Annotated in this window: 18 protein-coding genes and 1 pseudogene; 14 read left to right on the top strand and 5 right to left on the bottom strand. The window is 59.0% G+C overall.

The window, feature by feature from the left end; genetic code table 11:
• Positions 1-166 precede the first annotated feature (166 nt).
• The 5 genes from RG540_RS28555 to RG540_RS28575 all read right to left on the bottom strand — a co-directional run bounded on the left by RG540_RS28555 (position 167) and on the right by RG540_RS28575 (position 3,737).
• Entirely contained in the window at positions 167-898 is a 732-nt protein-coding gene (locus RG540_RS28555; RefSeq protein ID WP_157884728.1) for an amino acid ABC transporter ATP-binding protein, read from the bottom strand.
• Between the two features lie 94 nt (positions 899-992).
• Positions 993-1,634, bottom strand: coding sequence for an amino acid ABC transporter permease (locus RG540_RS28560; protein WP_041365542.1), 642 nt, complete (start codon positions 1,632-1,634; stop codon positions 993-995).
• 10 nt (positions 1,635-1,644) lie between these two features.
• Positions 1,645-2,313, bottom strand: coding sequence for an amino acid ABC transporter permease (locus tag RG540_RS28565; RefSeq protein ID WP_041365544.1), 669 nt, complete (start codon positions 2,311-2,313; stop codon positions 1,645-1,647).
• A 28-nt stretch (positions 2,314-2,341) separates the two neighbouring features.
• Positions 2,342-2,785 (bottom strand): type II 3-dehydroquinate dehydratase, encoded by a 444-nt coding sequence (locus tag RG540_RS28570; RefSeq protein WP_041365546.1) that lies wholly within the window; start codon positions 2,783-2,785, stop codon positions 2,342-2,344.
• 121 nt (positions 2,786-2,906) lie between these two features.
• A complete protein-coding gene (locus RG540_RS28575; RefSeq protein ID WP_041365548.1) occupies positions 2,907-3,737 on the bottom strand; it encodes a transporter substrate-binding domain-containing protein in 831 nt (276 codons plus the stop codon).
• 223 nt (positions 3,738-3,960) lie between these two features.
• On the opposite strand from RG540_RS28575, the gene RG540_RS28580 reads away from it, so the two are divergent.
• The 14 genes and pseudogenes from RG540_RS28580 (at position 3,961) to RG540_RS28645 (ending at position 21,692) form a co-directional block, all read left to right on the top strand.
• Positions 3,961-5,856: a bifunctional sugar phosphate isomerase/epimerase/4-hydroxyphenylpyruvate dioxygenase family protein gene (locus tag RG540_RS28580; RefSeq protein WP_041365550.1), complete on the top strand. Its 1,896-nt coding sequence runs from the start codon at positions 3,961-3,963 to the stop codon at positions 5,854-5,856.
• A 116-nt stretch (positions 5,857-5,972) separates the two neighbouring features.
• Complete coding sequence (locus RG540_RS28585; RefSeq protein ID WP_041365552.1) at positions 5,973-6,641, top strand: GntR family transcriptional regulator; 669 nt, start codon at positions 5,973-5,975, stop codon at positions 6,639-6,641.
• A 45-nt stretch (positions 6,642-6,686) separates the two neighbouring features.
• Entirely contained in the window at positions 6,687-7,361 is a 675-nt protein-coding gene (locus RG540_RS28590) for a GntR family transcriptional regulator (protein ID WP_041365554.1), read from the top strand.
• Positions 7,362-7,681: 320 nt separating this feature from the next.
• Positions 7,682-7,789: pseudogene (locus tag RG540_RS33340) on the top strand (IS6 family transposase); the annotation flags it as partial.
• A gap of 180 nt (positions 7,790-7,969) precedes the next feature.
• On the top strand, positions 7,970-8,899 hold the full coding sequence (locus RG540_RS28595; RefSeq protein WP_041365556.1) for an ArsR/SmtB family transcription factor: 930 nt from the start codon (positions 7,970-7,972) through the stop codon (positions 8,897-8,899).
• A 126-nt stretch (positions 8,900-9,025) separates the two neighbouring features.
• Positions 9,026-10,537 (top strand): arabinosylfuranosidase ArfA, encoded by a 1,512-nt coding sequence (gene arfA / locus RG540_RS28600; protein WP_041365558.1) that lies wholly within the window; start codon positions 9,026-9,028, stop codon positions 10,535-10,537.
• 9 nt (positions 10,538-10,546) lie between these two features.
• The gene (locus RG540_RS28605) at positions 10,547-11,617 is read left to right on the top strand and encodes an ABC transporter ATP-binding protein (protein WP_041365561.1); all 1,071 of its coding nucleotides are present in this window, start codon (positions 10,547-10,549) and stop codon (positions 11,615-11,617) included.
• Between the two features lie 70 nt (positions 11,618-11,687).
• On the top strand, positions 11,688-12,956 hold the full coding sequence (locus tag RG540_RS28610) for an extracellular solute-binding protein (protein ID WP_041365563.1): 1,269 nt from the start codon (positions 11,688-11,690) through the stop codon (positions 12,954-12,956).
• Between the two features lie 133 nt (positions 12,957-13,089).
• A complete protein-coding gene (locus tag RG540_RS28615; protein ID WP_041365565.1) occupies positions 13,090-13,968 on the top strand; it encodes a carbohydrate ABC transporter permease in 879 nt (292 codons plus the stop codon).
• Entirely contained in the window at positions 13,968-14,795 is an 828-nt protein-coding gene (locus RG540_RS28620) for a carbohydrate ABC transporter permease (RefSeq protein WP_407668987.1), read from the top strand. Before RG540_RS28615 ends, RG540_RS28620 begins: the two co-directional genes overlap by 1 nt.
• A gap of 985 nt (positions 14,796-15,780) precedes the next feature.
• Entirely contained in the window at positions 15,781-16,743 is a 963-nt protein-coding gene (pip, locus tag RG540_RS28630) for a prolyl aminopeptidase (protein WP_041365571.1), read from the top strand.
• 4 nt (positions 16,744-16,747) lie between these two features.
• Complete coding sequence (locus RG540_RS28635) at positions 16,748-18,550, top strand: S9 family peptidase (RefSeq protein ID WP_041365573.1); 1,803 nt, start codon at positions 16,748-16,750, stop codon at positions 18,548-18,550.
• A gap of 25 nt (positions 18,551-18,575) precedes the next feature.
• Positions 18,576-20,003, top strand: coding sequence for a M20 family metallopeptidase (locus RG540_RS28640; RefSeq protein ID WP_041365575.1), 1,428 nt, complete (start codon positions 18,576-18,578; stop codon positions 20,001-20,003).
• 78 nt (positions 20,004-20,081) lie between these two features.
• Positions 20,082-21,692 (top strand): ABC transporter substrate-binding protein, encoded by a 1,611-nt coding sequence (locus tag RG540_RS28645; protein ID WP_041365577.1) that lies wholly within the window; start codon positions 20,082-20,084, stop codon positions 21,690-21,692.
• Positions 21,693-21,698: the final 6 nt, after the last annotated feature.

Here is a 21,698-nt window from a genome sequence, read left to right on the forward strand (position 1 = left end):
TAGGCCTTCCGGACTTCTCTTTGGACGTCTCTGAAACTGCGGCATGGGGTCCATCCTAGACGGCTTGGGACATCCCGCCGGCCAGCCCGGCGGGATAAATGCTTCATCTGACTATTGTTCGTCGCAACGTGAGGCCGTGCGAGCGCCTGTCGGCGCCTGCGTTCGATCAGTGCCTTCCGAGGATCTCGCCCAGGAATTTTCGCGTGCGTTCATGTTTGGGATCGGAGAAGAACTCGGCCGGTGGTGCTTCCTCGATGATCCCGCCGCTCGCCATGAAGATGACTCGGTCGGCGACCTGGCGGGCAAAACCCATTTCATGGGTAACGCAGATCATCGTCATGCCTTCCCGGGCGAGATCGATCATCGTATCGAGCACTTCCTTGACCATTTCCGGATCGAGCGCCGATGTCGGCTCGTCGAACAGCATGACCTGCGGCCGCATGCAGAGCGCCCGGGCAATCGCCACGCGCTGCTGCTGGCCGCCGGAAAGCTGGGCCGGATATTTCTCCGCCTGTTCGGCGATCTTGACCCGCTCGAGCAGTTGTCGCGCCCGGCCTTCGGCCTCCGCCTTGCCAAGCCCCAGCGCCCGCATCGGCGCCAGCATGCAGTTCTGCAGCACAGTGAGGTGGGGAAAGAGGTTGAATTGCTGGAAAACCATGCCGACTTCGCGGCGCACGGCATCGATGCTTTTCGCCTGGTGGCCGAGCAGGATGCCGCCGACGCGGATCTCGCCCTTCTGATAGGCTTCCAGATGGTTGATGCAGCGGATCAGGGTCGACTTGCCGCTGCCGGACGGGCCGCAGAGAACGATCTTCTCGCCCTTGCGCACCGAGATGTTGATGTCGTTCAGGGCCTGGAACGCCCCATACCATTTCGCGACGCCAGTCATGCTGATCATCGTCTCGGCACTGGCCTTGGTGGTCGAGATGTCGCTCATGAATGAGCCTCCGGATAGGTCGTCGAAAAAAATGAGGGCTTGGGGTTCATGGCTCCTACCTCAGTGACGCCGCAAACTTGCGTTCAAGATGGGCGCCATAGATCGTCAGCGGGCAGCACATGATAAAGTAGAGGATGCCGACGATCCCGAAGACCGTCAGCGGCTGAAAGATCTGGTTGGAGATGATGTTGCCGGCGCGGGTGAGTTCGGTGAACCCGACGATCGAGGCAAGCGACGTGCCCTTAATGAGCTGCACGAGGAAGCCGATCGTGGCGGGCAGCGAGATGCGGAGCGCCTGCGGCAGGATGACGTCCTTCATCCGCGAGACATAACCGAGCGCGAGCGCCTTGGACGCCTCGGTCTGGCCGCGCGGCACGGCTTCGATCGCGCCGCGCCAGATTTCGCCGAGATAGGCGCTCGCATGCAGCGTCAGGCCAACCGAGACCGCCGCCCAGGCATCGACCTTGATGCCGATCAGCGCCAGTCCGTAATAGACGACGAAGAGCTGCATCAGCAGCGGCGTGCCCTGGAAGATGGCGATGTAACCGGAGGTGATCCGCTCGACGAGCGCGACGCCGGACGTGCGCGCCAGCGCGATCGCGAGGCCGGCGATGCAGCCGCAGACGAAGCCGATCACGGACAGGGCAACCGTCCATTTGAGGCCCATGAGGAGGAAGAGGAATTCATCTTGACCCATGATCGTCTCCTCACTTGACCGGATAGGCGAAATAACGAGCCGAGAAGAATGCGAAGAGGCGCATCATCAGCCAGGAGATGACGAGGTAGAAAGCCGTCACGGTGAAATAGACTTCAAAGCTTCGGAAGCTGTCGGATTCGATCCGCTGGGAAACAGATGTCAGTTCATAGGCCGAGATCGCCGATGCGATGCTGGTTGTCAGCGTCAACAGCACGAACTGGCTGGTGAGCGAAGGGAAGATCGCTCGCAGTGCCGGCTTCAGGATGATCAGCCGGAAGACCTGCGCCTTGTGCAGGCCGAGCGCCAGCCCCGCCTCCATCTGGCCCTTGGAGATCGACTGGACACCTCCGCGGATGATCTCTATCGCATAGGCGCCGCCATTGATGCCGAGCGCGATGATAGCCGTCGGCGTCGGGTCGAGCCTCAAACCGGCGAGCGGCAGCGCGAAGTAGATGAAGAAGATCTGCACCAGGAACGGCGTGTTGCGGATGATCTCGACAAAGCCGATTACGAGCCAGCGCACCGCTTTGATCTTCGACGTGCGAAGCACGACGCCGCCGATGCCGATGATCGTGGCGAGCAGCATGCCACAGATTGCCAGCATGAATGTGCCGAGACAGGCGGTCAAAAGGTTCGGCATGCCTTCGATGACCGGTGTGAAATCCAATGTGTAGTTCATGGCTATTCCTACGGCTCTTCCCTGAAGATCAGGATACCTTCGCCATTCCGGCCATAGCTTCGATGGCCAGTTCGTAGCCTTTCGCGCCGAAGCCGATCATGATGGCGGTCGCAACGCGGGAAATCAACGAGTTGTGGTAGATGCTCTCACGGGTATGGACGTTCGAGATGTGAAGCTCGATCTTCGGCCCGTCGAACGTCTTCAGCGCATCGAGAAGCGCGATCGAAGTGAAGGTATAGGCGGCCGGATTGACGATGATGCCGCAGGCCTCTTTTCGCGCTTGATGCACCGACTCGACCAATTCGCCTTCGAAATTCGTCTGGCGGAAATCGACCTTGAAGCCAAGACCCGCCGCGCGCGTCTCGCAGTTTTGGCGGATGTCGGCCAGCGTCGTAGTGCCGTAGATCGAAGGCTCGCGCTCGCCAAGTAGGTTGAGGTTGGGGCCGTTCAGCACAAAGATCGTGTTGTTCATTGCCATGCTCCGAAGTCATCGTCCAGGTGTGCCGGCGCCGCGTGAACCGAACGGCACCGGCGCAGGCATCGTGTTTCCACGATGCCGCGTCGCGGCTGTAAAGAGTGAGATCGCTTCAGGTTCAGTTCGCCGTGAACGGAATGCCTTCGAGGCTTGCCGGGAATTCCGGAACTGGCACCTTCATCCACTTGTCGTAGATCTTCTTCAGCTCGCCATTGGCCTTGATCTTGTCGATGAAGCTGTTCAGAGCGACGTTGATCTCTTTTTCGCCAAGCCGGGTACCGGCGCCGTTATAAAGCTTCTGGAATTCCAGCTTGTTCTCAAATTTACCTGGAATAGCCTTTTCCACGCGGTCCATATAGAAGATGTTACCGCCAAGAGCTTCCGCCTGGCCGGAAACCAGTGCCTGGATGCTCGGCGCGTCCCCGTCGTATCGGCGGATCGTGGCGGATGCCGGCGCGTTCTTGGTGACCTGCGTATCCTGAGCCGCACCCTTGGCAACGGAAATGGTCATATTCGCCATGTCTTCGTTGGTCTTGATCGACTTGTCCTTCGGGCCGATCAGAACGATGGCATTGGCATTATAAGGCTTCGAGAACTGTATGGCCTTTGCGCGATCCGGCAGCATCGCCATGGTCGCGAACAGGACGTCGACGCGGCCGGACGTCAATGCCGGAATGCGGTTGTTGACTTCGAGCGGCACGAATTCGACTTCGACACCAAGTTCCTTGGCAAACAGCGCGCCCATATCGGCGTCAAAACCATCCTGCTTGCCAGCGCTGGTGACGAAACCCCATGGCGGGTTGTCCCCTTGGATACCGACGACCAGCTTGCCCTTTGCCTTGATCTCGGCGGGCGTGATGGCGGCTGCAGGCTGACCCAGCGATACGGCAGCCATAAGGGCCGCAGCTCCCAGCAGGACATGGCGGCGCTTCAACTTCATCTCAAACATGTTGCTCCTCCTCGAGCGGTCAAACGAGACCCGGCCAGCACTCCGTTTGCTGACGACGACAAGAAGCTGCCACGAGAGCATCTTTAAATCAACAGAGTTTTTTGGTAATCTATGATAAAATCAATTTCGGCATGGACATTCAATCATAAAGTATGTCAGCGATAAGCTCCGGCACCCGTGGAAAGCGAGAGTGCGAGGGAGGCATTCGGAGAGGAGGACCGGCATGAAAACGTCGATAGCCACGGTTTCGATCAGCGGGGAACTGCCCGAGAAGCTGGAAGCGATTGCCAAGGCCGGTTTCGATGGGGTGGAGATCTTCGAAAACGATTTCCTCGCCTTCGACGGCAGCCCCGCCGATGTCGGGAAAATGGTGCGCGATCACGGGCTGGAGATCACGCTGTTCCAGCCGTTCCGCGATTTCGAGGGCATGCCGCCCTCGCATCGGAGCCGCACCTTCGATCGTGCAGAACGCAAGTTCGACGTGATGCAGGAACTCGGCACCGACCTCGTCCTTGTGTGCTCGAACGTCTCGCCGGTCTCTCTCGGCGGCATCGACCGGGCGGCGGCGGATTTCCACGAGCTCGGCGAACGGGCCGCCAGGCGTGGGTTGAAAGTGGGCTACGAGGCGCTCGCCTGGGGCCGGCATATCAACGATCATCGCGATGCCTGGGAGATCGTGCGGCGTGCCGACCACCCGAATATCGGGCTGATCCTCGACAGCTTTCACACCCTGTCGCGGAAGATAGACATCAATTCGATCCGCTCGATCCCGAAGGACAAGATCTTCATCGTCCAGCTCGCCGATGCGCCGCTGATCGACATGGACCTGCTCTACTGGTCGCGGCATTTCCGCAACATGCCCGGCGAGGGCGATCTGCCGGTGACGGCTTTTACCACCGCAATCGCCGAAACCGGCTACGACGGTTATTTCTCGCTGGAGATTTTCAACGACCAGTTCCGCGGTGGATCCAGCCGGGCGATTGCCGATGACGGCTACCGCTCGCTCATCTATCTCGGCGACCAGGTGCGGCGCAGCCCCAACGCTTCGGGCCTGACGGTTCTCGACATGCCGGACCGCGCAACGGTCAAGGGCGTCGGTTTCGTGGAATTCTCTTCCGACGAGAAGGACGCGGCCGACCTTGCTGCGATCCTGCGAACGCTCGGTTTCCGCAAGACGGCGAAACACAAGTCGAAGAAGGTCAGCCTTTACAGCCAGGGCGATATCCGTCTCCTCGTCAATACCGACGAGAAGGGGTTTGCCAACGCCTCGTTTGCCGTCCACGGCACCTCCGCCTATGCGATGGCTCTGGTCGTCGACGATGCCGGGCAGGCGTTCGAAAGGGCCGTGGCGCTGGGGGCCGAACCGTTCAGGCAGCAGGTCGCAGCGGGCGAAGTGGAGATACCGGCGATCCGCGGCGTCGGCGGCGGCCTCGTCTACCTGATCGACGACAACAGCAATCTCGGCCGCTTTTCCGAGATCGATTTCCTGCCCGCCAGCGAAGAGGGCGAACCCGAGATGGCGCCGGCGCATCTCGAGCATGTCGACCATATCGCCCAGACGGTCGCCTACGAGGAAATGCTGACCTGGCTGCTCTTCTACACCTCGATCTTCGAGACGCAGAAGACGCCGATGGTCGACATCATCGATCCGGCCGGCGTGGTACGCAGCCAGGTGGTCGAAAACGCCTCCGGCACGCTCCGCATCACCTTGAACGGCGCCGAGAACCGCCGCACGCTGGCGGGTCATTTCATCGCCGAAAAATTCGGATCCGGCGTCCAGCATCTCGCCTTCCACACCGACGACATCTTTGCGACGGCCGCGGCGTTGCGCAAGAACGGGTTCAAGCCGCTTGCCATCTCGCCCAACTATTACGGCGACGTCGAAGCCCGCTTCGGCCTCGATGCGGAGCTTTCGGAGCGGCTGAAGGAAGAGAACATCCTCTACGACCGCGACGAGCACGGCGAATATTTCCAGCTCTACAGCATGACCTATAGCGAGGGTTTCTTCTTCGAGATCGTCGAACGGCGCGGTTATCGTGGCTACGGCGCCCCGAACGCCATCTTCCGGATCGCGGCGCTGAAGAGGGCGCTTCGTCCCGAAGGCATGCCGAGAGTGTGAGCGGTGCCCGGTTATCCTATGAGGAAATTTAGTTTCGGCGAGGATAGAGGCTGGATTGAATATGAATATGATCCCGCATTATATATGAGGATCGAAAGAATATCTGAGATGATTTCATGCTTCCGAATACAATTGTCGAGACAGTCGCCGAAAGCAGCTACCGGCGGATTCGCGCGGACATCATCTTCGGTCGCCTGGCGCCGGGGCAGAAGCTGAAACTGGAAAGTTTAAAAGAGAACTACGAGACCAGTGTCAGCACGCTCCGGGAAATATTGAACCGGCTTTCGTCCGAGGGGCTCGTACTTGCGGAGGGACAGCGCGGCTTCGAAGTGTCGCCTATCTCGGCCATTGATCTTCGGGAAATCGCGGCTCTTCGGCTTCTGCTTGAGACTCATGCGCTCGAACAATCGTTCCAGCAGGGCGATGTGGAATGGGAGGCTCGCCTCGTTTCCGCGCATTACAAGCTCTCCCGCATGGAACGGGTGATGGCGACCGGCGACACAAGCCAGGCGGAAAACTGGAAACGCTATGACTGGGAATTCCATCAGGCGCTCATCTCCGCCTGCGGATCTAAGCTGCTGATGGATACCCATTCGGCGGTGTTCGACAAATACCTGCGCTACCAGATGGTGGCATTGTCCTATCGAGGAGAGATCGCGGCAACAGAGCATCAGAAGCTTCTGGATGCAGCGCTGAGGCGCGACAAGGAAGTGGCAAAGACGGTACTGACCATCCATATCCAAGATGGCGTGGAACATGCGCTCGCCCGCAATTCTCTGTTGTAAGGCGAACCAACGATCAAACACACAACCTGGAACCAGGGGGACACCATGCCGGAACCAGTGAGCCAATCGACGGAAACGATCAGCGACATCGTGTTCCGCCAATTGAAGCAGGACATTATAGCCGGGGCGCTGCCGCCGGGTTCCAAGATCAAGCTGGAGCAGGCCAAGGAGCATTATTCGATCAGTGTTTCATCGCTACGTGAGATCCTGAGCCGGCTTACGACAGAAAACCTGGTGATCGCCGAAGGCCAAAGGGGGTTCGAAGTCAGCCCGGCCTCGCGCCAGGAACTGATGGAGCTCGCCGACCTTCGCATTGTACTGGAAACGCATGCGATGGGTCTGGCGTTCGCATCCGGCGACCTCGAATGGGAGGGCCGGATCGTCGAGGCGTATCACAAGCTCGCGGCGGCGGAGCGTCGTCTTCTGGCCGGCGATGTTTCACGCACGGTCGACTGGGTCCGGTACGACTGGGAATTCCATCACTCTATCGTCTCGGCCTGTAACTCGGCGACGCTGATGGCGAATCTTTCTTCGGTTTTCGACCGCTTCCTGCGCTATCACATGCTCGCGGAAAGCTTCCGGGGAAAGGCTGTCGTCGATGATCACAAGCTGCTGTTCGAACTTGCCCTCGCTAAAGACACCGAAGGTGCAAGGAACATTATCCGCAAACACGTCGAGAGTGGCGTAGAGCACGTTCTGAAAAGCAACAAGATACGATAAGAACTCTGCTCCTCGGCGCCCTCGATACAGGCTGCAGCCGATTTATGTCCGCCTTGAAGGGACACGAACCTACGGCGGCTTCACTTCTGGATTATTCCCTTGAGAACATTCAATTTTAGAAATTCTCCAGAATACCGATTGAATCTCAGGTCAGTCCGCAAAAGGGAGCTGACCGTGTTCATTCCTCAAGGCTCAACCTGTAACGCTGTTGGATGCCAGACTCCCCAAATCTCGGTAGCAACACGGCAAAGATAAAAGTCCGCGATTAAGCGTTTGGAAGAAGACCCATCGGCTCGATACCTATTGGTCACCAGCGCGGCCGCACATGCTCCCGTCATGACCCGATGGCCAACTTATTTCGTGTTCCCCGCCACGACATTCCATCTGCCCTTCATCGCGAACTGCGAGCAGCAGCCTTGGAGTGCTGAGTCTACAGCGCCACCGGAATGCCTCTCGCCACGTGGAAATGGACGGCGTTTGAGAGGGAATTGTCTTCAAGTGCTCGCCATTCCCGCATCCACGCGATAGCCAGCCTTATTGAATAACGGTTTCTTTAAATCGGAAATTCCGATATGGAAGCTGGATCGTAGATTTGGCCGGGATGCAAAATGAGTTCGAATTTTCTCGTCATCGATCCGGAAAAAGATTTGGCTGCAATCAAGGGGGTATCGTCCTTGCCCCGCATCAAGCTTTTGAAAGAATTGTCAAAACGCCCCGGGATCAATGTAAATGAACTGGCGCAAGCGTCGGGTCTGCCGCAATCTTCAGTGTCGGCGCATCTTCAGGTGCTGGAAAAGGCAGGATTGGTGCGAACCGAGACGCAAAAGGCCCGGAAGGGAAACCAAAAAATCTGTTTTGCCGTCTATGATGAGCTTGTTGTCACATTCCACCCGGCTGCCCCTGCCTCATCGTCCGATATGATCGAGGTTTCCATGCCGCTGGGTCTCTACACCAATAATTCCGTGACCGGCCCCTGCGGCATCTGCTCCACCGAGGGTATCATCGGTCTGCTGGATGTGCCCGAAACATTCATGGACCCGGAGCGGATGAAGACAAGCCTGCTCTGGTTCACCAGCGGCTTCGTGGAATATCAGTTTCCGAACAATGCGAAGCTGCGCGGAGACAGCATTGAAGCCATTGAAATTGCTATGGAAGTAAGCTCAGAGGTTCCGGGCACGCTGGCAAACTGGCCCTCGGACATCGTATTGTCCATCAACGGCAAGGAAATCGGCGTGTGGACCTCCCCTGGAGATTATGGGGATCATCGCGGCACCTATACGCCGGGTTGGTGGAAGCTGAAAGGCTCACAATACGGCATGTTGAAAACCTGGTCAGTTGGGCCCGTGGGAACCTTTGTCGATGGAATCAGGATTTCCGATATCAAAGCTCAGGATCTGGATTTGGATGACCACCGGTCTGTCCGTCTGCGGATCGAGGTCAAGGCGGAAGGCCGGCATCCCGGCGGCATCAACATCTTCGGACGCGGCTTTGGCAATTACGGCCACGATATTGTTCTTCGATTAAAAACGAAGAAATAGGGGCGGCCCTCATCTCCTTCTTGTGCATCGCAGCACATCCTCCCCATTGACAAACCAGCCTCATCTGATGAACCTTATCTAAAAGTACGATTTATATCGTCAATATGGATAATCGGAGAAGGCAGCATGAAGGCACGCGTGGCCGTCCATCGGGATTTCAAGATCAGCGACATCGATGAGCGGCTCTATTCCGCCTTTATCGAGCATATGGGCCGCGCGATCTACGGCGGCATCTACGAGCCTGGCCATCCAGAGGCGGATGAGCAGGGTTTCCGCAAGGATGTGCTGAAGTTCGTGCAGGATCTGAAGGTCCCGGCCATCCGTTATCCTGGCGGCAACTTCGTTTCAGCCTATCGTTGGGAAGATGGCATCGGCCCGAGGGATCAGCGCCCCGTTCGCCTCGACCTCGCCTGGCGGTCGAAGGAGACCAACCAGATCGGCGTCAACGAATTCGCCGACTGGGCGTCGATGGCCGGCATCGAGATGATGCTGGCCGTCAATCTCGGCTCCCGTGGGTTGGAAGAGGCCCGCAACTTTCTCGAATATGCCAATTTCCCCTCCGGCACCGCCTGGAGCGATCTTCGCCGCTCGCACGGAAAGAACGATCCTTACGGCGTCAAGATGTGGTGCCTTGGCAATGAAATGGATGGCCCCTGGCAAATCGGCCACAAGGTGGCGACCGAATACGGGCGTCTCGCCAACGAGACCGCCAAGGCCTTCAAAAGTTTCGACAGCAGCATTGAGGCCATCGTCTGCGGCAGTTCCAACGACGGCATGGCGACCTATCCTGAATGGGAGCGCGAAGTGCTGGAGGAGTGCTACGAGAACGTCGATTATATCTCGCTGCACAAATATTTCGGCAACAAGAGCAAGGACACGCTCAATTATTTCGGCAAGGTCGAGGAAACCGGGCGCTACATCCAGACCATCGCCGGCACGATCGACTATGTGAAATCGAAGAAGCGGGCAAAGAACGACGTCCACATCTGCTTCGACGAATGGAATGTCTGGTACCACATCCGCGATGAGGACAGTCATCGCTGGCGGACATGGGACTGGCCGGAAGCCCCCGCGCTACTGGAAGAGACCTATAATTTCGAGGATGCGCTGTTTGTCGCCTGCCTGTTGAACGAATTCATCCGCCGCTCCGACCGCGTCCGCATCGCCTGCATTGCGCAGCTGGTGAATGTGATTGCACCGATCCGCGCCGAGAAAAACGGCCCGGCCTGGCGTCAGACGATCTACCATCCCTATCGTTTTGCGTCGATCTACGGGCGCGGCACGGCTCTTCGCGCCGCAGTCGATGCGCCAACCTATGACTGCCGTGTCGCCGACGATGTTTCCTATCTCGATGTCGCAGCCATCCAGAACCGCGACGAGGGCATGCTGACATTCTTCGTCGTTAACCGCCATCTGACCGAGAGGGCAGAGCTTGAAGTCACCCTGACCGGCTTCACCGATTCCGTCTTGTTCGAGCATCATGCGATGGAGGGATACGGCCTCAACGAGACCAACGGACCTGATAGCCCCGACCACGTCGTGCCAAAACCCAGCTCCGGCGTTGGCGTCGAGGACGGCAAGCTAAAAGGCTCGATTGCACCGCTTTCCTATCATGTCTTCCGCCTCAAGATAAATTGAGGTGACGACATGGGGATCATTTTGACCAATGTCCGGAAGAACTTTGGGGAAGTCGGCGTCATCCACGGCGTGAGCATGGAAATTCCCACTGGAGACTTTGCGGTCTTCGTGGGGCCGTCTGGATGCGGCAAGTCAACGCTTCTGCGCATGATCGCCGGGTTGGAGGACACCACCGGGGGCTCGATTTCCATCGAAGGGCGTGACGTTACCGATGTGGAGCCGGCCAAGCGCGAAGTGGCGATGGTCTTCCAGTCCTATGCGCTCTATCCGCATCTGACCGTCTTCGAGAACATGGGCTTTTCGCTGAGCCTCAAGAAGACCCCGAAGGCTCGCATCAAGGAAATGGTGCACGAGGCGGCCCGCATTCTTCATCTCGAAGAGCATCTGGACAAGCGCCCGTCGGAACTATCCGGCGGCCAGCGCCAGCGTGTCGCCATCGGTCGCGCAATCGTACGCCAGCCCAAGGTGTTCCTGTTCGATGAACCACTGTCGAACCTCGATGCCGAGCTGCGGGTGCAGATGCGGCTGGAGTTGGCCCGGCTGCACAAGCAGATCGGCGCGACGATGATCTATGTCACGCATGACCAGGTGGAAGCGATGACGCTGGCTGACCGGATCTTCGTCCTGAAGGATGGCGTGGTCAAGCAATCCGGCAAGCCGCTGGAGCTTTACGATAATCCCGACAATCAGTTTGTCGGCGGCTTCATCGGCTCGCCCGCGATGAATTTTCTCCCCGGCCGGGTGCTTGGCCGGGAGGGCGAATTATTGCGCATCGGCCTGGACGGTCTCGACAGGGAGTTGCTGGCGAAAGTGACCACGGGGTTAAGCGATGGGACGAGCGTCAGAGTTGGCCTGCGCCCGGAGCATTTGCGTCCCATGGACGGCGGTTTCAACGCAACGGTTGAAATGGCGGAGGATCTCGGCGGCGTTTCCTTTGTCCATGCGCGTCTCGTCGATGGCCGGATGATCGTCATGGAAACACGCGGACGCCGTGAAAGTTTTGACGGCAAGACCCTCCCTCTCGGGGCGAATGCAGACGAGGTTTTCGTTTTCGCGGAGGATGGTAGCCGACTGCATTAATTGAGCATGCACGGAATGGTTCAACCTCCGCCGACGGGAGAAGGTGGCTTGTTTTAGGGAGGAGACTTCAATGCAATTAAGGAAACTATTGGCGGCTGGCGCAATCGCTCTTATGGCGATTCCGGCCATGGCTCAGGAAAATGTAACCTGGTGGGACTTTCTCTCAGGTGGCGATGGGGTGCGCATGAAGGCGCTGATCGCCCGCTTCAATAAGGAACATACCGATATCAAGATCACCAGCACGACGCTGGAATGGGGCATTCCCTTCTACACCAAGGTGCGCACCTCCGTTGCAGTCGGGCAAGGCCCCGATGTCATGACCTATCACCTGTCGCGCCTGCCGCTCGGCCTTGACGAGGGTGTGCTTGATCAACTCACCGACGAGGATATCAAGAACGCAGGCGTCACCAAAGACAGCTTCTTCCCGGCGTCGATCAAGGCAGCAAGCTCCGATGATGGCAAGCTTTATGCGGTACCCCTCGATATCCATTCCCTTGTTCTCTATTACAACAAAACCTTGCTTGCAGGTTCCAAATTCCTGGATGCCGGCGGCAAGCTGACAGGGATCAACAACCTCAAGGATTTTGAAGAAGCTCTTGCCTTTGCCAAGCAGAAGGGTTCCGTATCACCGATTTCCTACGCCACCGGCGATGATGGCGGCGTTTACCGCGTCTTTTACACGCTGCTTCGCCAGCAGGGTGGCGAGCTTATTTCAGGAAAAGAGGTTCTGGCCGGCGACAACCTCCAGAAGGCGGCAAAGTCCATCGAGGTGATGACCAAATGGGCAACCAATGGCTGGCAGCCGGAACAGGCTGCATACGAAGCCTCCGTGGCGCTCTTCACCTCCGGCAAATCGGCCTTCATGCTGAATGGCGTCTGGGAAGTGCCAACCCTGGTTGATCAGGAAAAGAAGGGAACGCTCGGCTTCAAATGGGGTGCGGTGCAGGTGCCGAACCTGATGGGAACCCAGACGACCTGGGCGGACTCCCACGCTTTTGCAATTCCGGCAAAAAACAAGATGTCCCCCGAAAAGCGCAAGGCCGTGATGACCGTGATCGGCTGGATGGAAAAGAATTCGCTGGCCTGGGCGGAAGCCGGGCACATCCCGGCCTATAAGCCAGTGGCGGAAAGCGCAGAGTTCAAAAAGATGGAGCCCAACGCCACCTATTCAGCGCTTGCGAACAGTGCCTCCTACGATCCGCGTTCGCCGATAGCCGGCGTGGCCTCTCCCGCCTATGACGCGGCGCTCAATATAATCTCGCCCGCAATCCATGGATATGCCGAACCAATGGCTGCAGCCGAGCAGGTCAAGCAGGATTTGCAGGACAAGCTACGCTGACGAAATGATCCGTGGCCGCACCAGTGTTTGTTTTAGCCGTATGATCTTATCCGAAAAGCGTGCCAACTTTTCGGGATCATGCTCCAGGCGTGCGGCCACGCTTTAATTCTGAGAGGGAGTGCCTGTCGTGGCCATGCTGACAAACCGGCGCAAGGACGTGGCCGTCGCCGCTTCGCTCGTTGCGCCTTTCGTGTTGATTTTCGCGCTAGTGTTCCTTTATCCGACGATCAAGCTGGTGCAATTGAGTTTCACCGATGGGCCGCTGATCGGCTCTGGCAACTGGATCGGACTCGGCAATTTCAAGCGGCTTTTGTCCGACAGGCTGTTCCTGACATCGCTGAAGAATAACGGCTACTTTGTTTTGTTGACCGTGATCCCGACGACAGCGCTTGCGCTTAGCATTGCGCTGATGGTCACCCGGCTGCGCGGGCCGTTGCAGGCGCTTGCACTGGCGATCTTCTTTCTTCCCTATATCCTGCCAGTCTCCGTCGTCACGCACATATGGACTTGGATGCTGGATTTCCAGTTCGGCATATTGCAACCGGTGCTTACATTTTTCACCGGAAAGCCCGTTGCTGTATTCAAGAATCCCTATTGGGTCATGCCAACCATCGCCGCCGTGACGATCTGGTGGACAAATGGCTTCAATGTCCTGCTGTTCATCGCCGGCCTGCGCAATATTCCGAAGGATTTCTATGAGGCGGCCCAGCTCGATGGCGCCACGCGGTGGCAGCTCTTCGCCAGAGTCACATGGCCGCTTCTATGGCCGGTCACGGCGCTGGTGCTGACACTGCAACTGATCTTGCAGTTGAAGATTTTCGATCAGGTCTATCTGCTCAGCACCGGCGGACCGTTCAATTCATCGTATGTGCTGCTCCTGATGGTCTATCGCGAGGCATTTCAATTGAACCATGGCGGCTATGCTTCGGCAATCGCGCTCGTGCTGTTCGTCATCATCGCAGCACTTTCCGTTTTGCAATTCCAGTTGCTTCGCACACGAGGGCGCCGATGATGCGGGAAAGAAAATTCGAAAACCGGGTTCTGACCATCGGCACGTTTCTGGCGGCGGGGCTGTGGATCTTTCCGCTCTACTGGGCCTTCATCACCTCGATCCGCACCGAGGAGCGGGTGGTTTCCGATGGGGCGGGCATCGTCCCGGACGAATTCAATCTCGGCGCCTATGCCGACATCCTCCGCAATACCAATATTGTGAACTGGTACATCAACTCCATCGGCACCGCCCTCATTATCACCGTCGTGGTGATCATCTCGGGCATGATGTGCGCCTACGCAATTTCGCAGATGCGGTTTCCCGGCAGACGGCTGCTTTACGGCATCGTATTGGCAAGCTTTATGGTCCCCATCCAGGCATTGGTGGTCACCCAGTTCATCCTGATGAACGACATGGGCCTGATAAACACCTGGACCGGCATCATCCTGCCACAGCTCGTCGTTCCGGTGGTGATCATCGTCTACAAGCAGTTCTTCGATGCGGTGCCAAAAGAGATGCGCGAGGCCGTCGTGCTCGACGGCGGCGGTGACTATACGCTGCTGTTCAAGATATATTTACCCCTGAACTGGGGCATCACGACCGCGCTCGCCATCATCACCTTCATCATGGCGTGGAACCAGTTCCTCTGGCCGTTCCTTGCCGTGACGACGGAAGACAAGATGACGATCCCGGTCGGCATTACCCAAGTCAACGATGCGTTCGGCGTATTCTATGCAAGACTGATGTCTGTCGCCCTGCTCGGCGCCATGCCCGTCGCCATCGCCTACCTGATTTTCCAGAAGAAAGTGACCGAGGCCGTCATGATCTCATCCGGTGTGAAAGGATAAAATATCCGACACCTGCGCCCAGCCACGTCCGTTTGCCATCCTTCGACCGCTTGACGGTCACGCCCCACGACCGATTACCAAAATGTCCGTCGACATAGCCGTCCGGTAATTTCGCAAGGGCATCGTCAAACGTCGCTTGGTTTGATGGAGGTGTTTTGCCGTCGGCGATCATGGTGCCAGGCATTCGTCGCAGATCCCGCAGCCATCGTCATCCATGCTCGAGGCCGGACGTAACCTTCGACAGCACGGACATGTCGTTGCATCCGACGCACACGTTTCATCGCGGTCCGGCGGAAGAATTTCAATATAGAATTCCGGCAGCATATCGGCCGCGCTTCGATCCATGGCGATGCTCCAGTTCGGGGTTACACTAGAGATAGTAAGCTTCGAGGGCTGCACAAGCCGGCAGAGATGCCGTCAAGGACTAATCAGGTCGAATGCAGTGCAACAATTGAGCGGTCTTCTTGACGATCTTCCCGACGGCATCGCAGACAAGGAATCCCGGAATGACGGCGCCATCGTTGCAGCGCAGCAGGTGTCTCAGATAAGATGGCTCGCATAAATCCCAGTTGAAGGTGCCGTACCGCGGGAGAGCCCCTCCCCCCGGAGTTCGATTTTATCAAAGCTTGCTACGCCAAGGCGGCGGACCCCGTCACCGACCGCACAAAGGAGAACATTTTCGGTAATCAGCCTAGCACGCATATTGCTCGTATCGGGTAGACCGAAATGGCCGTTAGCGTCGATCGCAATGCATTCCCCTACCCCATCCACCTGAATCCGTATCAGGAACTTCACCGCTTCAAGCCTGGCAAGAACAGGTGAGCTGACAACTTGCCCCTTCGAGCTAAAACCCCAAAACTATTCCGACTTGGAATGAGCTATCTTGTTTTCTCATTAGACAGGAAGGCCTTGATCGCTCCACAATGCACATAGCATTAGCATGCCTATAAAATAGGCAGTCGGTGTTGCGCGTTGGAGTGAGCGAATGCAGCAGCAGGGTCAACGGAGCTTCTATCTCCCGGTGGACGAGGTTCGGAGCCTCTATGTCGAGGAGCATGGCAATCCTGAGGGCATCCCCGTCGTTGTTCTTCACGGCGGGCCAGGTGCTGGCATGTCCCTGAAGCAGCTCGAAACTTTTGACCCCTCTGCGTTCCGGATCGTTATCTTTGACCAGCGCGGCGCCGGCCGGTCGACGCCGCATGCGGATCTCGACCGCAACACGACGACGGCCTTGGTCGCCGACATGGAATTGCTACGAGACCATCTCGGCATAGACAAATGGCTGGTTTCCGGCGGATCATGGGGCAGCTGCCTGGCGCTGGCCTATGGCGAGGCGCATCCGGACCGTTGCCTCGGCTTTCGCCTTCACGGCATTTTCCTTGCCGGCAAGGAGGATATCGACTGGTGGTTCAACGGCGTGCGTGCGATTTTCCCCGATCAGTGGGAGGAATTTGCGGCCTTCATTCCCGAAGCCGAGCGTGGAGATCTGCTGTCGGCCTATTACCGGCGGCTGACTAGCGGCAATGCCCATGAAGAGGTGGCCGCGGCACTCAGCCTGCGCAGCTTTTCCGCCAAGACCCAGACGTTCCTGCCAGACCCTGGCCATGTCGCAGCCCTGATGGAGCCGATGGCCGCGCTCGCCGTTGCCCGGCTGTTTACGCATTACTGCATGCACGGCGCGTTTCTCGCTCCGGGCCAGTTGCTCCGCGATATCGGCCGAATCCGTCACCTGCCCTGCGAGATCGCCCAGGGACGGTATGATACGGTGACCCCGATGGCGTCCGCGTGGCGGCTTTATCGGGCCTGGCCGGAAGCCGGCTTCTCGATTGTCACGGAAGCCAATCATCAATCGACCAAAGGCCCGCTTTTCGAAGAGCTGAAAAATGCCTCCGAGCGGCTGCGCGGCAAGCTTGTCGCGGTCAATGCGCTTGAAAGCCGGAGGGTGTGATCGGGTGACGTCGTCGGCTGAAGCCATCGCTCCGTTCCTGGAGATCCAGTCCGTCAAATCGCCGGCCGTGTCGCCCGACGGCCAGTGGCTTGCCTATCTCTCGAATGCCACCGGCTTCAGCCAGCTGTGGGTCAGGCCATTCGCCGGCGGGCCGGCACGGCAGGTTACCGCCATGCCCGAACCGATCGGCGCATTCGCCTTCAATCCGAAGGGGCCGGGAATCCTCTTCACCATGGATTGCGGCGGTGACGAACGGCATCAGCTCTGGCTTTTGCCGGACATTGAAGCCCAACCCGTCGCGCTGACGCAGGCGCCGGGTGTCGTGCATGTCTGGGGCGCCTGGTCTCCGGACGGTGAGCGGATCGTCTATGCGTCCAACGCTCGTTCCCCTTATGACATGGACATCCACGTCATAAATGTGACGACGCGCGAGGCGTCGACAGTCTTTGTCGGCACCGGCATGCGCGAGGCGCTCGCCTTTTTCCCCGACGGAAACGCTCTGCTGGTGCGGGAATCGCTGCGCTCCGGCAACGATCAGGACATGTATCGGCTGGAGATTGCCAGCGGCGAACTAACGCCGATCATGCCGCATGCCGGGAAAGCCCGTTATCTTGCGGCACGGCTGTTCAAGGACGGCAGCGGCGGCCTGACTGTCTGTGACCAGGGCAACGATTTCATGGCCATTCGCCGGTTTGCTGCCGAAGATGGCAGCGTCGCACACTTGGTCGAGCTCTCCGACCGCGATATCGAAGCCGTGGCCCTGTCGCCCGACCAGCAGCGCATTGCCTACGTCTCCAACGAAGACGGCTGGAGCCGCATAGGCCTGTGCAACCGCGACGGCAGCGATATGCGGTCATTCGAAGGGCAGCCGGTCGGGGTTATCACCTCCGTCGCATTTACGCCGGACGGCCAGTCGCTGGTCTTCCCACTCGAAGGGGCGGCGACACCGCCGGGCATCTGGAGGCTCGATCTGGCCAGCGGGCGTTTCGAGCTGACGGTCGCTTCCGACACATTGGGGCTGGACGTCGGATCCTTCCGGGAGCCGCTGGTCGAACGCTTTGCAAGTTTCGACGGACGGCTGATACCGGCCTTCGTCTACACACCATCCTCGCCGGCGCCTGCCGCCGGTTACCCTGTTCTTTTCATCGTGCATGGCGGGCCGGAAATGCAGTGGAGGCCGGATTTCCGCGCCGACGTCCAGTTTCTCGTTTCGCAGGGTGTCATGGTGGTGGCACCAAACGTACGCGGCAGCACCGGCTATGGCCGTGCCTTCCACGAGCTTGACGACCGGAAAAAGCGCCTGGATTCGGTTGCCGACCTGCGGGCCGTCGGGGTCGCCATCGGGGCTCGAGCGGATGTGGATGACAGCCGTATCGGCGTGTTCGGCCGCTCCTATGGCGGCTTCATGGTCCTGTCGGCGCTGACCGAGGATTCCGATCTCTGGAAACTCGGCGTGGATTTCTACGGTATCGGCAATTTCCTGACGCATCTCCTCGCCACCGGCCCGTGGGGGCGGCAGCAGCGGGTTGCCGAATATGGCGAACCGGCCGTCATGCGCGAGGCCTTGGAAAGATTTTCGCCGATCAACCGGATCGCCCGGATGAAGGCGCCGCTTCTGATCGTTCACGCCAACCGCGACCCCCGCGTGCCGATGGGGCAGAGCGAAGACGTCTATTCGTGCCTAAGCGGTCTCGGCCACGATTGCGAATACCTGCGCATCGACCACGAGGGGCATGGGTTTGCGCGCCGGGAAAACCGCTTGAAGGCGTTTTCCGCCTTCGCCCGGTTCCTTGAAAAACACCTTTGACATCAAGCCGTATGGAGACTTCGAAATGCAGAATAGCGAGCGAATCTGGGATCTAGTGGACGAGCACAGGGCGGAATTCGCAGCCCTGAGCGACCGTGTCTGGGGCATGCCGGAAATCGCCTATACGGAATATGCCTCGGTTGCCGAACACGCCGCCATGCTCCGGGAACAGGGCTTTCGCGTCACCGAAAACGTCGCGGGCATCCCGACTGCGGTGATGGGCGAGGCCGGCGAGGGCGGACCGATCATCGCCATTCTCGGCGAATACGATGCATTGCCGGGCCTGAGCCAGGAGGCCGGCATCGCCGAACCGAAGCCTTTGCCCGGCAACGGCCACGGCCATGGCTGCGGCCATAATCTGCTCGGCTCCGCAGCGATGCTGGCGGCGACGGCGATCAAGGACTGGCTGGCCCAGTCCGGCAAGCCCGGTCGGGTGCGCTATTATGGCTGCCCGGCGGAGGAGGGCGGAGCGGCGAAGTCGTTCATGGCGCGCGAAGGCGCGTTCGACGGCGTCGATGCGGCCATCACCTGGCATCCGAGTGCCTTTACCGAGGTCGCCCGCGCGCTGTCGCTTGCCAATACCCGCATGGATTTCCGCTTCACGGGTCGCGCGTCGCATGCGGCCGCCGCGCCTCATCTGGGCCGATCGGCGCTCGATGCCGTCGAACTGATGAATGTCGGCGTCAATTATCTGCGCGAACACGTGCCGTCCGATAGCCGCATCCACTATGCGATGCTCGATTCCGGCGGCATTGCACCGAATGTCGTGCAGGCGAAGTCGGCCGTTCGCTACGCCATCCGCTCGCGCGACCTCAAGGGCATGCTGGACCTCAACGAGCGCGTCAAGCAGGTGGCCCTCGGCGCCGCGATGATGACCGGCACCACGGTTGACATTTCGATCATGAGCGCCGTCTCCAATCTGCTGCCGAACCGGCCGCTGGAAGAGGCGATGCAGCGCAATATCGAGCATCTCGGCCCGATCCCGTTCGATGCCGAAGACAAGGCCTTCGCGGCAAAGATCCAGGCGACGCTCAGCGACGAGGATATCGACAACGCCTATCGCGCCGTCGGCATTCCGCGCCAGGAAACGCCGATCTGCGACTTCATCGTTCCGCTCGACGTGCGCGGCGAGCCGATGATCGGCTCAACCGACGTCGGCGACGTCAGCTGGGTGATGCCGACCGTGCAGGCGCATGCCGCGACTATCGCCATCGGTACGCCTGGCCATTCCTGGCAGGTGACGGCGCAGGGCAAGACCGCGGCTGCCCATAAAGGCATGACCCATGCCGCGAAAATGATGGCTGGCACCGCCATCGATCTCCTCAGCGACGGCCAATTACTAGCTGCGGCCAAGGCGGACCATCAGGCGCGTTTGGGCAAGACGTCCTACGTTTGCCCGATCCCGCCGGACGTCAACCCGCCGCTGCAGCCGCGTCCGAAGGAGGCCGCCTAACCCTTGAAGACCGGGGGCGGTCCAGCCCCCGGCCCAGATCAGAGCTTGAAAGTCACAAAAATAAAGGGAACGAAAAGCATGATTACCAGAAGCATTTCCAAGATCAGTTATCTTGCTGCCGTCGCGGCCTTGTCAGCCTCGATCAGCCTGCCGGCGCGGGCGGCAACGCCGGACACGGCGCTTGTCATGGCGTGGAATATCGATGCCATCAGCACCTTCGATCCGGCGCAGATCGGCGAAGTCGTGACCAGCGAGCTGATGCAAAACACCTGCGATTCCCTGGTGGATTTCGATCCGAAGGACGAGTCCAAGGCCTTACCGCTTCTCGCGAAAAGCTGGGATGTGTCCGAAGACCGCAAGCAGATCACCTTCCATCTCAATACCGGCCTGAAATTCCCAGGCGGCGCCCCGGCGACAGCGAAGGAATTGGCCTGGTCGATGCAGCGCGTCGTGCTGCTCGGTTACGGCAATGCCGCAACGCTGACCGAATACGGCTTCAGCAAGGACAACGTGAAGGAACGTATCACCGCGACCGACGACAACACGCTCGTGTTGTCGCTGGATAATCCCTATCCGACCAACCTCATCCTGCAGGCCATCGGCGCCAATCGCGTGTCGGCGCTCCTCGACCAGAAGACGCTGATCTCGAAGGAGATCAATGGCGACATGGGCAACAAATACCTCGCCACCAACACGGCCTGCGTCGGTCCCTACAAATTGGTGCAGTGGAACTCCGGCGAGTCCATCGTGCTGCAGGCGAACGAGGACTATTACGGCGCCAAGCCGAAGCTGAAGCGCATCCTGATCCGTCACGTCGCCGAGCCGGGCACGCAGCGCCTGCTGTTGACCCAGGGCGATATCGATATTGCCCGCGACCTGTCGCCCGACGATCTTGCCGATCTCGACGGCAAGCCTGGCTTGAAGGTTGAGCGCGTGCTGAAGCCCCAGCTGTTTTTCTGGACCTTCAACGCCGCCGACCCGATCTTCAAGAACGAAAAAGTGCGTCTGGCGATGCGTTACCTGATCGATTACGACGGTCTTGCCAAGTCGGTCATGACCTATCTCGGCGTGCCGCGGGCAAGCTTTGCCCAGCTCGGCGCCACCGGGGCTCTCGATGCCAAGGAAGGCCAGCCGTTCAAGCTCGATATCGACAAGGCCAAGGCGCTGCTGACCGAGGCCGGGTATCCGGATGGCTTCGAAGCGAACGTGCTGATCGGCACCTTGCCGCATTCGGCACCGATCGCCCAGAGCATCCAACAGAACGCTTCCAAGGTCGGCGTTAAGCTCAACCTCGAGCGGATGGCCAATGCCCAGCTCTTTGCCCGTATCCGTGGCCGCGAGTTCCAGACCGGCATGCTGGCCTGGCAAACCGGCGTTCCGGATGCGCACGGCAATGCCTCGCGTCTGGTCTATAATCCCGACAACCGTCCGGAAGCCAAGCTGACGCAGATCCCGGCCTGGCGCTCCGCCTACCAGAACGAGGACTTCAACAAGCAGGTGAAGGCAGCACTTCTGGAAGGCGATCCGGCCAAGCGCAACGAACTTTACTACGCGCTGCAGAAAGACGTCATGCAACAGGGCCCGATGGCCATCATGTTCCAGATGTACAATACCGTCGGCATGAGCGGTAAGGTCAAGGATTGGACCTGGAACGGCTTCCGCGTCTATTACAACCTCGTCTCCAAATAAGGGACA

The sequence above is a fragment of the Neorhizobium galegae bv. orientalis str. HAMBI 540 genome (genome assembly GCF_000731315.1).
In the GTDB taxonomy this organism is placed as follows: domain Bacteria; phylum Pseudomonadota; class Alphaproteobacteria; order Rhizobiales; family Rhizobiaceae; genus Neorhizobium; species Neorhizobium galegae.